Raw genomic sequence first — 15,588 nt, 5'->3', positions numbered from 1 at the left:
TGCAGGAGTAACAATGGGATACGCAGTAATCAAAGGTGTGAGCTATGTGCTCGCGCATACCCCTGATGTATTAATTCAACACGGTTCAGTACAAGTACAAACCAGAGCAAAAGACCCTTCTGATGAGTACTTAAAACAACTAAAAGACCACCTTCGCCCATTTGAAGAAGTCGTCTCTTACCCAGCTAACCAATGTTACATTGGTAACCTAACCCCACAACAACTGGCAGATATCCCTCAACCTTGGTACGAAAACAAAGAGCACAATGCTCACCAAGGTAAGTACGGTGAAATTTACAGCCAACCTCAGTTTTATGCCATGTTGAATCACGTTGACGTGTTCAATTTGGTTCATCTTACTCAAGAGTTTGTCGACAACCACAAAGCGACTGCGGGTCAACACCCGTTATACGATGACGTGGATCTGTTCGCTAATCACCAAGTGATCACCAAAGATGAAATCTTAGCTTTGGCTGAGCTACATCAAGCAGAAGTCTTGATGTTAGACGGTGAGTTAGTCGGCTGTGTGAAAGCCGCTCACGATGAAGATGAAAACTTGTCTGCACATATCATGCTGGAAAACCTTTGCACCAAAGCCTCTGGTGTAATGGCAGCGATGCTTCTTAAGCAGCAAGGTATCGAACTGGATAAAGTCGACTACATCATTGAATGTTCTGAAGAAGCGTGTGGTGATATTAACCAACGTGGTGGTGGTAACTTCGCGAAAGCGATTGGTGAAGTCATCGGTTGTAACACTGCAACAGGTTCAGACGTTCGTGGTTTCTGTGCTGCCCCTGCGCATGCAATGACAATTGCTGCAGCGCTTGTTAAATCTGGCGTATTTAAAAACGTGATGGTTGTTGCGGGTGGCGCTGTTGCCAAACTGGGTATGAATGGTCGTGACCATGTGAAACAAAACATGCCAGTGCTAGAAGATTGCCTAGCTGGTTTTGCATGCATGGTAACGGAAAATGACGGTGTGAGCCCAGAAATCAACACCGACATTATTGGTCGTCACCAAATTGGTACAGGTTCTTCACCACAAGCTGTAATGACAGCATTGATTGCTAACCCACTTAAAGCGGCTGGCATGAAGATGACTGACATCGACAAGTACTCGGTGGAAATGCAAAACCCTGAAATCACTAAACCTGCTGGTGCAGGTAATGTGCCTGAGTCTAACTACAAGATGATTGCAGCACTTGCAGTGAAAGAAGGTCAAATGGAACGTACAGAGCTTCCTGGCTTTGTAGCGAACCACGGCATGACTGGTTTTGCTCCAACGCAAGGTCATATCCCATCGGGTGTACCTTTCTTAGGCTTTGGCCGTGAAATGATCATCAATGATGAAATCAAAAACTTCATGATGGTAGGTAAAGGTAGCTTGTTCCTAGGTCGTATGACGAACTTGTTTGACGGTTTGAGCTTTGTAGTTCAGAAAAACAGTGGTCAACAAGATCAAGCGTTCGATGAGCACCAAGTGAAACAAGTGGTTGCGCAAGCAATGCGTGACGTGGCTGAAAACTTGCTGAGTGCAGCGCAGGACAAGCAGTAACCGGAGGCTGAGATGGCGAATATGAATCAACAGCTGGCCGATACTTTCAATGCTATGGCAGATGGCTTGGTAAGTGGTCAGTTTGGCAAAAAACTTCGCATCGGCCTGACCTTAGTTGGCAGTGAACATGGTTCACAAGAACTGTTGCGCGGCGCCCAAATGGTGGCGCGCCAACACAGTGATATTGAACCTGTCTTAATTGGTTGTGATAGCCCTGAATGTGAATTCGAATGCTACCCAGCTGAAGACCTCACAGCATGTCATAAGGTGATGGAAAGCCTGTTTGCTGAACAGAAACTCGATGGTTGTGTCACTCTACATTACGCTTTCCCACTCGGTGTGAGCACCATGGGTAAAGTAGTGACCCCATCAACAGGTCGCGAGATGATCATTGCATCAACCACAGGTACAACAGATACCCAACGCCAAGCGGCGATGCTGAAAAATGCGATTTACGGCATAGCACTAGCGAAAGCGACAGGTATTAAAAAACCGACTGTGGGTGTATTGAATGTTGATGGTGCAGCTTTGTGTGAACGCGGTTTACGCGAACTTCAACAAGGTGGCTACGATATTCAATTTGCAGAATCCGGCCGTGCCGATGGCGGGATTGCAATGCGAGGCAATGATTTATTACAAGGTACGCCAGATGTCATGGTCACTGACAGCTTAACGGGCAACCTGCTGATGAAGATGTTCTCATCGTTCACCACAGGTGGTAGCTACGAAGCGTCAGGATTTGGCTACGGCCCAGGCTTGGGCGAAGGATCGACCAAACAACCTGTAAATATCATCTCACGTGCATCGGGTGCTCCTGTTGTGGCTGGCGCCATGAGGCTGTGTGCAGATGCAGCCAAAGGAGAGGTAATGAAGCGCGTGGATGAGGAATGGGAAGCGGCAACACTGTCAGGGATGAATAGTGTGCTCGCGAAATACTGTCAGGCGAAGCCGGCAGCAGAAGCCAAACCTACAGTGACTGCTCCACCTGAAAAGGTGACTGACGCTGATATTGGCGGCATCGACATCCTTGAAATCGAAGATGCCTGCCAAGCGCTATGGCAAGCCAACATCTTTGCGCGTACTGGTATGGGTTGTACTGGCCCGATTGTACTGGTTGCCAAAGATGATTTGGAAGCAGCGAAAGCTGAACTGGTCAAAGCGGAATTTATTAGCTAAGTAAAGTTAATATAATAACAAGCTTATCCTAACGTTATTGAGCACGATGAAAATCGTGCTCTTTTTTTATTTATAAAAGATGGTTATTTCTTCTTGTGTTTATATATCTATTTGCTGGGTTTAAACAGATGAGGCTGAATATATTGCCCAGAGGTAATAATTGTTAATTAGTTGCTTTATTGTGGATTGGTTAATAGTTCTTTGATTATTGTTTTTGCTTTTGATGATTTGAGATCTTAATCTTCTTTTTATATTTCATGGGTTTATATAATTCATCTCAGTTAAATATCTCAGAGAATTAATATAGGTTCGCGGATGAATAATATTACTAAAGTTATTCTACCAGCGTTAGCCTTGGCTAGTGCTGGTTCTCAAGCCATGACGTTTAATGAACTGTCGGCAAAATCACAGGATGAAGTACAAGTGATCGACTGTCGTTCAAGTAACTTCTTTAATGGCTGGCCCGAACATCAAGCAGAAAAAGGCGGGCACTTTCCCGGTGCAATCAACGTCGATAGTGGTTGGCTACCCTTGATGGAAAACGCACAATTTAGTGCGATTATAAAAGAAAAACAGTTGGTTAAAGATAAGCCAACGTATCTTTATTGCAGCAAAACTGCGCAACAAGAGATGAAAGGTGCTCTTGAAAAACAAGGCTTTTCGGATCTTCACTTAATGACTCAATCTTTGGCTGATTACCAAGGTGAGCTAACCGCTTTACCACAGTTCCAGCAGTTGGTGTCACCAGAGTGGGTTAAGCAAGTGATAAACGGTGAGCCAAGTTTATATTCACCGAAAAAAGGTTACCGCGTGGTAGAGGTGGCTTATGGACCGCCAATAAAATACCTTGCATCTCATATTCCAGGCGCTTTGTATTTAAATACCAATGATATTGAAACCAAGCCGCTTTGGAACCGTGTTAGCCCTGATAAATTAAAGAAAGTATTTAGTGATCTTGGAATTAGTCACGATACTACGGTGATTTTATATGGGCGCGATAATATGGCTGCCGGACGGGTGGCGAATATTATGATGTACGCGGGCGTCGAAGATGTACGCTTATTAAATGGTGGTTGGAAAGCTTGGGTCAATGCTGGTTTTATTACTGAGCCTATGCTGGTTAAAAATACCGAGAAAGTGGAGTTTGGTCGTGAAATCCCCGCTAACCCACAATATCTTGTCGATATTGAAAAAGCGCGAGAGTTGCTGAATGGATCGCAACAGACTCACTCTTTGGTGAGTATTCGTAGCTGGGAAGAGTTCATCGGTAAGGTGAGCGGCTATAACTACATTAAGCCGAAAGGACGTATTACAGGTGCAAAGTGGGGGCATGGTGGTAGCGATGCTAATAGCTTGGAAGACTTCCGCAACCCGGATGAAACCATGAAGAGCCCTGACGATATCGAGCGTTTCTGGCATCGCTGGAATATTGATCGTAACCAAGAAGTTTCCTTCTACTGTGGTACTGGCTGGCGTGCGTCGGAAGTCTTCTTCTACACCTATGTCATGGGATGGAAAAACATCAGCGTTTACGATGGTGGTTGGTACGAATGGAGTGGCGATACAATAAACCCGACCTCGACGGGTGAAGTTGAGCGACTATAAACTTCGGGAGAGACCCCTTTCAAACCTACTAATGCTTTTTATCATGAGGCTTGGTAGTGAGATCAAAATGATCTGGTCTCATGGGACGTAGGGTGATGAAAAGGGGATGTGTAGCGGGCATTTGCCCGCTATTTTTATGTCTAAACTGAAGCCTAAGAAGGAAATAGAGAAGAGTTAATTATTTGTTGGTGATGATAGGCGAAGGTGATTTTAGTGCCCAAGCAAAAGCATCGGCAAAGTATTGTTTACCGTTTTCAGGGATTAACTGACCGTGCGATAAGATAATCCGCTCAAACGGCCAAGTGAGTATTTCTTGTAATGATTGGCGTAAGCGTGTTTTGTCTTGGAACGAAACTCGCCAGTAAAACGGCATGGCGGGTTTGTAATAGCAACCGTTGAGGATCGCTAGGCTTATTGATAGCAGGTTGGTACTGTTTTTGAGCCATACCAGGGTATCACCCAAGATCAGTGTTTGTGATTGTGGATCACAGAACACTACTTCCTCCATGCTATCACTGCCACGCACCAAAGTTTGGAAAAGCTGATCACGCCATAGTGACGGCGTTTGCGCGCTAAGCGCGTCATCAAAGATCAGATCTGAACGTTTTTGTTGTAAGCCCGGCGGCGCAAAAAAATAGGCGTCGGGGTAGGCTAACCACCACTCTGACAAGAACAGATGATGGCTCATATTCGGGGTGACAATGGCATGCACCTGCCCCAGTTTACTCAGGGCGAGTTGGAGTTGAGTTGTTAGCTGGATAGGGGAGTGGATCAGCAGTTTATTGTCTGCCAATTTAACCACCGTCATCCGTGCGCCAACAGGAATACCGCTCACCTTGAGCGGTATATCTTGATACCAAATTCGATCACGACACCATTCTATTAACACAGGGTCATCCTTAACGTTGTGTTACACCATAGAGTTTGCCAGCCTTGAACCCACTTATCGCTTAACACGGTTTATGGTTCAAGGCTCGGCATCGCTTTGTTATCCAGCAAAGCTGGTAGCTAGTATCCCATCAATCCTAATAGGCTTTCTGCTGTTTCAATCGCTTGCTGACGGTTTGCAATATTGAGTTTTTGGTACAGGTTACGAATGTGAGTTTTGATGGTGGTTGATGCCACATCCAGCTCAGAAGCAATTTGCTCGTTGCTGTAACCTGCGTAAATCAAACCTAGAACTTGCCACTCACGTTGGGTTAGCGGGCTAGTGCGTACTAACTCAGGGACATCCGGTAGGGTGAGTAGTTTATCAACAAAGTTTTCGTCGAAGTGAACTGAGCGGTTACGTTCTTTGCTGGTCATATCGCGAAGCAGTTGTTGCGCACGATGCAGCTCTAGCTCGTTTAATTGTCTGGTATCGACTAGCTCTTTCAACAAGTCACGAATGGTGTCTGCTTCACAAAGGAAGTTACCAATCATGCCCGTGCTGTTGGTGAGATGGAGCGCTGATTTAAGATGCGCCAACGCCGACAGACGATCATCCAGATGTTTGCTTAATACCGCTTGTACCACGAGATTGCGGTTTCTGTCTGTGACTAAATTGTACTTTTGTGCATCTTCTTGCAGTGAAAGTGCGATTTCTTGTGCCTGAGCATATTCACCTAAGGTGATGTGAGCGCGGGCAATATTGCGCCACTGCAATTGCTGGAAGTGGTTACAGGCACCGTCAGGGCGCTCTGCGTGTTTTAGCCAGTTTGCCAAGCTGTCGTTATCACCTTTGGCTTGCCAGTAAAGGATATTGGCAAAGTCAGTATTTGCACGCCAGTCAATGTGGTACACCGAGCGGTCAACCAAGCTATTACATAGTTCAAGATAACGTGCAGCTTTATCGAGTTCGCCACGCGTAATCGCGACCCTTGCGAGCATGGAGTAAGCATGAAGTGATTTAGTTTCATCAAACGGGGCTAATACTTCCAAACTTTTATGGGCGCATTCTTCTGCTTCGTCTAATCGGTTCCAGCACCACAGAATTTGCGCACGCAGGCGTAGGAGGAATTCATGCAGTGGTACTTGTTGGAGATGCTGCTCTTTAACCAGTTTGAAGGCTTGATCCAATAGCTCAAACGCAGATTGAATATAGCCTTGTGCCACCAATATCTCGCTTTGTTGCAGTAGCGCCCACAATGCTTGATGGTACACGTGGTACTGACGTGCCATTTTCTCGGTTTGCTGCATCATAGGTAGTGCTCGGCTTAGATTACCTAAGCAGTGGTGGACTTCACCTACTACCGAGGTCGCCACGATACGGCTGCGGTAGGTGGTTGATGGTAGCTGACCGAGTGCTTGTTCCGATAACAACAAGGCATCTTCAGGTTTACTTTGGTTTATTGCCACCTGCGCCAGTAAGGCATTGAACTCACCTTCAAGGGCATCGTCAAGGGCGATGTTACGTTCGTTCAACTCAGCTTTGGTTTCGTTGATCAGTTCACCAACATCGTTATACCTATGCTGACTTTGTGCTAACCACGCACGCAATAGCGCTAGGCGAGGGGAAGAGAACAATTTGTCGCGAGTCAGCGCCGCAATGGCATCTTCCAGCAGTTTTAGCTCACCGTGGTGATACATTTTCCAACCGTGATCAGACAAGATCTCAACCGTTAGGTCTTGGTTTTCGCTCTTCAGCGAATGGATCAGCGCTTGTTGTGGGCTATTTTGTTTTAGCCATGCGTGCGCGGCTTGGGTATGAAGTTCGCTGCGTTGTTGTGGAATTTGCGAGTAACGCTGGTGGCGAAGAAATTCGGCAAACAGATTATGGAAGCGATACCAGTTGTCTTTACCTTCCAAGGTGTTCAGGAATAGACCAAAGCGATTAAGCGATTCGAGCATTGCCAATGCATCGTTACGCCCGGTTAAATCAGTGACGAGCTGAGCGTTGAAAATATCGAGCACCGAGCATTGTAGTAAGAACTGTTGTGTGTCGTGATCCAGTTGATCAAACACTTCCTCTGCAAGGTAATCCCATAAGTGACCACGATTGAAGTTTGCCATCGAGTTGGCAGATTCTGCTAAGTGTTGCGGTTTCTGCTGGGCGTGAAGGGCAATCAATTGTAGTGCTGAAGGCCAACCTTCAACTTGTTCACGCAAGGCATTTAATACCGCCAGCTCAATGTCATCACTCACTCGTTTATGGAAAAAACGCTCGGTTTCTTCCTGATCAAAAGCAAGATGCTCATTATCAACTTCAATCAGTAGATCGCGCACCCGTAAGTTGGCAGTGCCAAGCGGCGGTTGGGTGCGGCTGGTGACAACTAGGGTAAAGCAGTCTGGCATGTGTTTTAGGAAGAAACGCATACCATCGTGGATATCATCGTTCACAATCACATGGTAATCATCGAGAACAATGTAAGTTTGTTCGTGATATTCGGCGATTTCGCCAAAAAGTTCGCTGAAAAGGGTCGCTAAGCAGGCAAATTGGCGACGCTCCGCCATCGACTGAGTCCGTAAACAAGCACCGTTGGTCGCTTTGTTGATGGCTTGGAGTAAATAGTTAGCAAAGCGGAAAGTGTCGTTATCGCTTTCATCAATGTTAAGCCAACCCGTGTGGGGGTGATCACTTAACCATTGGGCTGCCATAGTGGTTTTGCCGTAACCCGCAGGTGAGCGAAACAATACCATACGGTAGAAAGGTGCCTGATCTAAACTATCAAGCAAGCGAGGGCGAAGGATGGCATTGTGCAGGCGTGCAGGACGCGTTAGCTTCGATGGTATCCACATAATCGTTCTTTTGTTTAATCCGTTATTTGCAGCCACACTTGATCGCTTCATCCTAATAACCCATTGAAATATAATTATTTGCTAGGTAATTAGGGACTGAGCACTAATCCATTCGCATCGCTATCCCCAAGCGAAAACGTTTTTTGCTCAATCAGCTGAGTGCTTTAGGCTGCTGATTATAATATGCGCCATTGGCACAAAGAATCATGCCTCAAATGCATAGTTCACCATTTGATCTTGACCAATACTTTACCTAGCAAAACTTGAATTTAATCCAAACATCGGTCTCTCATCCCCGTATTTATGAGCTAAGTCACAAATGCACTAATCCCTCAAGAATAATTTATGACAATTTGCACGAACAAATTAGCTTGTATTTTGTGAGTCTAGTTGCATTAAATTTCACTAAATGGATTGCTCTCCACCTTGAACTTTGTGGCTGGTCACAAAAAGTAGCGTTTTAACTTAGCTACGCCCCTGCTACTCCTCCCTCATCCCAGCATTTTAGGAGGATGTTTCCACTGGGAATTACGGGCAGCATAGAAAACAGTTGAGAGCACCCAGAGAGAGAATGAACCATGACTACACGTGGTCAAGCACAACAATTTGACAAAGCGGCTTTTAAGGCTTCAGTAGAAAAGCACCTCCAAGCCACTTACGGGAAAACTAAAGCAACTGCCGATGCACGCAGCTGGTATTTAGCTGTTGGTCGCGCACTTGCAGAAATAAGTACGGGTAACCTACTTGCAACTGAACAACATGTTGCTGAGAAAAACGTACGTAGCGTTAACTACCTATCACTTGAATTCCTTATCGGTCGTCTAACAGGTAACAACCTGATCAGCCTAGGCCTTTACGATGAAGTGAGCGCTGCGGTAGAAGAATTAGGTTTAAATTTAACCGATTTACTTGAAGAAGAACGCGATCCTGCACTAGGTAATGGTGGTCTTGGTCGCCTTGCTGCATGTTTCATGGATTCATTAGCAGCACAAGAATTCCCTGCTGTAGGTTACGGCCTACACTATGAATACGGTCTATTCCGTCAGTCTTTTGAAGATGGTCATCAAGTTGAAACACCGGATGCATGGCGTGGCGTTGAAGGCTACCCATGGGAAGTGGTTCGTCCTGAACTGACTCAGTCTATTGGTCTTTACGGTCACGTAGAGACTTACACGGATGAAAACGGTGTCGCTTGTCGTCGTTGGGTTCCAGGCATGCAATTTGAAGGTGTGGCTTGGGATCTACCAATCGTTGGCTACGACAACAAGAGTGTGTACCCACTACGTCTATGGGAGTGTCGTTCATCAGCACCATTTAACCTACAACGCTTCAACGATGGTGACTACGTTGGTGCACAGTACGGTCAGTTAGAAGCGGCAAACGTGACTAAAGTGCTGTACCCGAACGATAATCATGACCAAGGTAAATCACTACGTCTAATGCAGCAGTACTTCCACTGTGCATGTTCAATCGCTGATATCCTACGTCGCCATGAAGCGGCTGGTAATAAGATTGAAGATTTAGCGAAGTTTGAAACAATCCAACTTAACGATACTCACCCAACAATTGCGATCCCTGAGTTGATGCGCATTCTGCTTGATGAGTACCACCTAGGTTGGGATGCTGCATGGGCAATTTCTTCAAAAGTATTTGCTTACACTAACCATACATTACTGCCTGAAGCGTTGGAGACATGGAGCGAGAACCTAATTGCGAGCATGCTACCTCGCCACATGGAAATCATCTTTGAAATCAACCACCGTTTCATGCTTGAAGTTGAAGCGAAATGGCCGGGCGATAACGATAAGAAACGCAAGCTTTCTATCATCCAAGAAGGTCCACAGCGTATGGTGCGCATGGCGAACCTATGTGTAGTGAGCTCTTACGCGGTGAACGGTGTGGCAGCATTGCACTCTGAGCTGGTGAAGCGTGACTTGTTCCCAGAGTTCAATGAGCTATTCCCAGGTCGCCTGCAAAACGTAACAAACGGTGTGACCCCACGTCGTTGGTTGAAATTCTGTAACCCAGGTCTAACTGAGCTGGTTAACGAAAAAGTGGGCAAAGATTGGCCTGCTAACCTTGAAAAACTATCTGGCCTAGCGAAATTTGCGGATGATAAAGCATTCCAAAAACGCTACATGGCAGTGAAAAAAGATAACAAACAACGTTTGGCTAACTGGGTAATGGAGAACATGGGGATTGAGTTAGACACTAACGCAATCTTCGATGTGCAAATCAAGCGTCTGCACGAATATAAGCGTCAGCACTTGAACCTGCTTCATATCCTTGCGCTTTACCATCGCTTAGTGAACGACCCAACATTTGACATGCACCCACGTGTATTCATCTTTGCAGCGAAAGCAGCACCGGGTTACGCACTGGCGAAAGACATCATCTTCGCTATCAATAAAGTGGCAGAGAAGGTGAACAACGACCCACGTCTAGGCGGCAAACTGAAAGTGGTATTCGTTCCTGATTACCGCGTGAGCCTAGCTGAGATCATCATTCCAGCTGCGGATGTGTCTGAGCAAATTTCAACCGCCGGTTTTGAAGCATCGGGTACAGGTAACATGAAGCTTGCCCTAAACGGCGCGCTGACTGTCGGTACTATGGATGGTGCGAACGTTGAAATCCGCGAAGAAGTGGGTGACGAAAACATTTACATCTTCGGCCTACTGGTTGATGAAGTACAAAAACTGAAACAAGAGGGTTACGACCCACACCGTTACTACAATGCAGATAGCTTGCTACGTGCAGCGCTAGATGTACTAGAAACCGATGAGTTCACACCAGGTAATCCGGGTCAATTGGCGGCTATTCGTCAGAACCTATTGAACGGCGGTGACCCGTTCATGGTATTGGCTGACTTTGCCGATTACGTGAAAGCACAAGCGCGTGTTGATGCTGAATACCAAGATCAAGCGCTATGGGCACGTAAGGCGATTCTGAACACGGCGCTAGTTGGCAAGTTCAGCTCAGACCGTAGTATCCGTGATTACGTGAAAAACATTTGGAAACTAGACGCGGTGAAACGTTAATCGCTTCCGGTGATTAACACAAAATAAAGGGCGTACATACTGATACGCCCACTATTAAAAATATCAGCAAAACATCGTAGCGGCTTGAGATGAGCCGCTAACGGAGAGAACGATGAAAGACAATCAAGCATTAAAACAAGTTGCTGAAATGGTGGGAATTGCCGACAGCTACGTCAGCGCATGGGGCGATGAGGCTAGCGTTAAAGATGAAACCATTCGACGCTTACTCATGGCTTTAGGTTACGACACGAAAAACGATGAAGCCTTGTTAGAATCGGCGCGCAAAAAGCACCGTCCAGATGTACTGGCACCGGTGAAGGTTGTGCGTAGTGGTGAAGAAATGCACATTAGCCTGCAGCTAGGTGTAAGCGCACGAATCAGCGATTTTAGCTGGCGCTTAACAACAGAGCAGGGCGATGTGATGGAAGGCTGGCTACAGTCTCAGCTTGTCAAAGACGAGCGTGAGCAAGGTGGCGAACTCGTTTTCTCACTTCCAAACGATTTGGCTTGGGGTTACCACAAGTTAGAGGTTTTCCGTAAGCGTCGTAAATCACCGTTTGAAATGACTTTGATTGTTACTCCGACTTCATGTTTCAAGCAGGAAGCACTGCTAAATGAGAAGAAACTATGGGGTACGAGTGTTCAGCTGTATTCAGTACGCACCAACCACAACTGGGGTATGGGCGACTTTGGCGATCTGAAGCAGTTGGTTGCTGATATTGCAGCCCGTGGTGGTGACTTTGTTGGGCTTAACCCAATTCACTCTTTGTTCCCAGCGAACCCAGAGGGAGCAAGCCCGTACAGTCCGTCATCACGCCGTTGGCTGAACCTAATGTACATCGATGTGAGCTCAGTGGCTGAATTTGCGCAGTGTGATGAAGCACAGCAATTAGTAGGCAGCCCTGAATTCCAACAGCGTTTAGTAGAAGCGCGAGACACGAACTGGGTGAACTACAGTGAAGTGTCGTGTCTGAAGATGGCGGTGCTACCACTGCTATTTAAGACATTTGTTGAGCGTCACTTATCGAAGAAAACAGCGCGTGCTGAGACATTCTTGAAATTTGTTGAAGAGGGCGGTGAGAGCCTATTGCACCAAGCAGCCTTCGACGCATTACATGCACATCTCAAAGCACAAGATGACAACACTTGGGGTTGGCCTGTTTTCCCACAAGAATACCGTCACTTTGATAATGCAGCGGTTAAGACTTTTATCAAAGAACACGAACACGAAGTTCAGCTATACATGTACCTGCAATGGTTGGCAGATAGTCAGCTAGCAGAAGTCAACGAATTAGCTGAAGAAAAAGGCATGGTAATGGGCTTGTACCGCGATTTAGCGGTTGGCGTGTGTGACTCAGGCGCAGAGACTTGGGCTGACCACGGTGCCTTGTGCCAAGATGTGAGCATCGGTGCGCCACCAGATATTTTAGGCCCTCTAGGTCAAAACTGGGGTCTGCCACCGCTTAACCCACAAGTGCTGCAAGAGCGTGCTTACCAGCCGTACATTGATCTGCTTCGTGCCAATATGCGCAACTGTGGCGCACTACGTATCGACCACGTACTTGGCCTGCTACGCCTATGGTGGATTCCGAAAGGTGAATCGGCAAAAGAAGGGGCGTACATGTACTACCCTGTGGAAGACATGATGTCGATCCTCGCCCTAGAATCACACCGCCACGCATGTACCGTAATCGGTGAAGACTTAGGTACAGTGCCGGATGAAATCGTAGACCAACTTGCCGAAGCGGGCATCCATTCTTACAAGGTATTCTTCTTCGAAACAGCAGAAGATGGCGGTTACTACTCACCAAGCCATTACCCGAACCAATCTATGGCAACCTTGTGTACTCATGACATGCCAACCTTACGTGGTTTCTGGCACTGTGATGACCTGAAAATGGGTGAAGAATTAGGTTTGTACCCAGATTCAGAGCAACTCAAAGGATTATTCGACAGCCGAGCTGAAAGTAAGCAAAAAATCCTTGATAGTTTGAGCTGGCACGGTTACCTTCCACAAGGTGTTGGGCATAATGCTGCATATGTACCTATGGATCGCATTTTGAGTGAAGGCATGCAACTTCACCTTGCGGCAGGTTCAAGTGCCTTATTAAGCCTACAACTGGAAGATTGGTTAGAAATGGATAAACCAGTCAATATTCCAGGTACGGTGAATGAATATCCAAACTGGCGTCGTAAGCTTTCTACTACTTTGGACGATCTATTTACCCGCCAAGATATCATTGACCTGACTCGTCGTTTAACGGAAACACGAGCGAAAGCTAGTCCAAAAACAAATCAGGAGTAATGCGTTGGACACCACCCAAGTGACCCGCAGTGATAAGGAATACGTGCAGCTCGAAAGAGCTGCATTTTCAGACCCGTTTTCGTTCTTAGGTCCGCAATACAAGGCTGACGGCATTGCCTACAGGGTATGGATGCCGGGCGCTGAGAGCGTGACGTTAGAACTGTCGAACGGTGACAAACACCCGTTAACCCGTGAAGCCGATAGCGGATTCATTCTAGAAGGCGATACGGACCTCACCACTGCTTTTTATCAGCTTCATATTCAATGGCCGCAAGGCGAACAAACTCTTCGAGATCCATACTTTTTCCACGGTATTCAGCCATCAGTTGAAGCGTTGACAACCCCGTCACAAATGCACAGTGAAATGGGGGCTCAACTTGTGACGCTGAGCCAAGGTGGTCAATCAGTATCAGGTGTACGTTTCTTAGTGTTTGCACCGAATGCGTCTGCCGTGAGTGTTGTCGGAGACTTCAATGCTTGGGATGGCCGTCGTCATCCGCTTCAGCGTTTAGATGATGGTGTTTGGGGGCTATTTATCCCAGGCCTTGAAGCTGGCGTACTGTACAAGTTTGAGTTAAAAGATAGCCAAGGTAACGGTCTTCCTCATAAAGCGGACCCTTGGGGTTATGCGTCTGAGCAGCATCCCTCTTTTGCCTCTAAAGTTTATGACCAATCTGCGTACCAGTGGCAGGATAGCCAGTGGCAACAACGCCCAGTAACGCCGAAACATCAGCAAGCCCTGTCTTTCTATGAGCTGCATGCGGGTTCGTGGCGTCGTCATGAAAATGGTGACTTCTACACCTACCGTGAACTTGCAGAAAGTTTGATCCCTTATATGGTGGAAATGGGCTATACCCACCTTGAACTGATGCCAGTTTCTGAGCATCCTTTTTATGGTTCATGGGGTTATCAGCCGATTGGTTTGTTCTCTCCAACAAGCCGCTACGGTTCGCCAGATGATTTCAAATACTTTGTTGATCAGTGCCACCAAGCAGGGCTAGGTGTGGTGTTGGACTGGGTTCCAGCCCACTTCCCATCAGATGATCACGGCTTAGCAAACTTCGACGGTACGGCGTTATACAATGATCCGGACCCGCGTCGTGGTTGGCACCAAGATTGGCAAAGTTACATTTACGATTACGGGCGCGAGCATGTTCGTCGCTTCCTTGTGTCGAATGCACTGTTTTGGTTCGAGCATTTCCACATTGATGGTTTACGCGTTGATGCTGTGGCCTCTATGCTATATCTCGATTACTCACGCGAGCATGATCAATGGATCCCGAACCACAATGGTGGTAACGAGAACTATGACGCGATCAGCCTGCTACGTTGGATGAACGAAGAAGTTTACCGTCATTATCCAAATGCGATGACCATTGCTGAAGAATCAACAGCGTTCCCAGGCGTATCTAAGCCTACCGATATGGGTGGTTTAGGCTTTGGCTTTAAGTGGAATATGGGCTGGATGCACGATAGCTTATCGTACATGCAAGAAGAGCCGATCCACCGTCAGTACCACCACAATACCATCACGTTCCCGCTGGTTTATGCCTTTAGTGAAAACTACGTACTGTCTTTGTCCCACGATGAAGTTGTGTACGGGAAAGGTTCGCTACTGGACAAAATGCCAGGTGATGAGTGGCAAAAAACAGCTAACTTACGTGCTTATTTAGGTTACATGTACGGTCAGCCGGGTAAGAAATTGAACTTCATGGGTGCTGAAATTGCGCAAAGCGCAGAATGGGCGCATGAAGGGCAACTTGAATGGCATTGGTTGCAATACCCTCGTCATAGCGGTGTTCAAGCTCTTGTTCGCGATTTGAACAAGCTATACACCTCTGTACCTGCGTTGCATGAGTTAGATTGCTCTCCAGATGGTTTCGAGTGGCGTCTAATGGATGACGCTGAGCAAAGTATTTTGGCTCACGAGCGTTTTGCACTCAACGGCGACAAGGTCTTAGTGATTTCAAACTTTACTCCAGTTCCTCGTCAAGGTTACACCTTAGGTGTGCCAAAAGCCGGTCGTTATGAGCTATTGCTAAATAGCGATGATCAGCAATATTGGGGCAGTGGTGCATTGATTGAAAAAGACATCGCCACTCAAGAGAAAAGCTCGCACGGTTTGGAAAATTCAATCTCGATTGACTTGCCACCATTATCAACTGTGATTTACGCATTTAAATCGTAAAGCT

At 46.7% G+C, this 15,588-nt stretch carries 8 protein-coding genes; 6 read left to right on the top strand and 2 right to left on the bottom strand.

Going from position 1 to position 15,588, the window contains the following annotated elements; all coding sequences use genetic code 11:
• Positions 1–13: 13 nt before the first annotated feature.
• From grdC to A3K86_RS16160, 3 genes are all read left to right on the top strand, one after another.
• Positions 14–1,555, top strand: a complete 1,542-nt coding sequence (gene grdC, locus A3K86_RS16170) for a glycine/sarcosine/betaine reductase complex component C subunit beta (RefSeq protein WP_068333415.1) — start codon at positions 14–16, stop codon at positions 1,553–1,555.
• Positions 1,556–1,567: 12 nt separating this feature from the next.
• Positions 1,568–2,731 (top strand): glycine/sarcosine/betaine reductase complex component C subunit alpha, encoded by a 1,164-nt coding sequence (grdD, locus tag A3K86_RS16165; RefSeq protein ID WP_068333413.1) that lies wholly within the window; start codon positions 1,568–1,570, stop codon positions 2,729–2,731.
• Positions 2,732–3,046: 315 nt separating this feature from the next.
• Positions 3,047–4,336: a rhodanese-like domain-containing protein gene (locus A3K86_RS16160; protein ID WP_068333410.1), complete on the top strand. Its 1,290-nt coding sequence runs from the start codon at positions 3,047–3,049 to the stop codon at positions 4,334–4,336.
• A 178-nt stretch (positions 4,337–4,514) separates the two neighbouring features.
• Here the strand turns inward: A3K86_RS16160 and A3K86_RS16155 are convergent, their stop codons facing one another.
• On the bottom strand, positions 4,515–5,225 hold the full coding sequence (locus tag A3K86_RS16155; protein ID WP_068333407.1) for a DUF4336 domain-containing protein: 711 nt from the start codon (positions 5,223–5,225) through the stop codon (positions 4,515–4,517).
• 119 nt (positions 5,226–5,344) lie between these two features.
• Positions 5,345–8,053: an HTH-type transcriptional regulator MalT gene (gene malT, locus A3K86_RS16150; RefSeq protein WP_068333404.1), complete on the bottom strand. Its 2,709-nt coding sequence runs from the start codon at positions 8,051–8,053 to the stop codon at positions 5,345–5,347.
• Between the two features lie 578 nt (positions 8,054–8,631).
• Here malT and A3K86_RS16145 point away from each other — a divergent pair.
• The 3 genes from A3K86_RS16145 to glgB all read left to right on the top strand — a co-directional run bounded on the left by A3K86_RS16145 (position 8,632) and on the right by glgB (position 15,584).
• A complete protein-coding gene (locus A3K86_RS16145) occupies positions 8,632–11,091 on the top strand; it encodes a glycogen/starch/alpha-glucan phosphorylase (protein WP_068333402.1) in 2,460 nt (819 codons plus the stop codon).
• Between the two features lie 112 nt (positions 11,092–11,203).
• On the top strand, positions 11,204–13,396 hold the full coding sequence (gene malQ, locus A3K86_RS16140; protein WP_068333398.1) for a 4-alpha-glucanotransferase: 2,193 nt from the start codon (positions 11,204–11,206) through the stop codon (positions 13,394–13,396).
• 4 nt (positions 13,397–13,400) lie between these two features.
• Positions 13,401–15,584, top strand: coding sequence for a 1,4-alpha-glucan branching protein GlgB (glgB, locus tag A3K86_RS16135; RefSeq protein ID WP_068333395.1), 2,184 nt, complete (start codon positions 13,401–13,403; stop codon positions 15,582–15,584).
• The last annotated feature ends 4 nt before the right edge of the window (positions 15,585–15,588 follow it).

The sequence above is a fragment of the Photobacterium jeanii genome (assembly GCF_001650345.1).
Taxonomy (GTDB): domain Bacteria; phylum Pseudomonadota; class Gammaproteobacteria; order Enterobacterales; family Vibrionaceae; genus Photobacterium; species Photobacterium jeanii.
Note: the sequence above shows the minus strand (reverse complement) of the source record. Positions and strands in the feature narration are given on the sequence as shown.